Below are 244 nucleotides of genomic sequence, written 5' to 3'. Positions count from 1 at the left end.
CCTTCAATCAGGCCCTGCCGCCTCAGGTGGGCTGCGGCACTGTCGGGAATGGGGCGCTTCTTCTGGACACGGTCGAGCAGGATGACGGTAGCAATGTCCAAATCTTGCTTTTCCAGCAGCAGCAGTGAATAATTTTCGTCCAGCGTGTGGCCGAAAATTTCCAGCACCACGCTGTTTGCCGTCGAGCGTCCATAGTCGGGCAATGGAAAGTACCGTTGCCGCTGGGCCAGCGTCATCGTATGGA

At 57.4% G+C, this 244-nt stretch carries 1 pseudogene; it reads right to left on the bottom strand.

The features are described 5' to 3' along the window. Positions 1–244, bottom strand: a pseudogene (locus tag ACCD05_RS32045) (transcriptional regulator); the annotation flags it as partial.

Source organism: Rhizobium sp. Rhizsp42 (assembly GCF_047304155.1).
Classification (GTDB): Bacteria; Pseudomonadota; Alphaproteobacteria; order Rhizobiales; family Rhizobiaceae; genus Rhizobium.
Note: the sequence above shows the minus strand (reverse complement) of the source record. Positions and strands in the feature narration are given on the sequence as shown.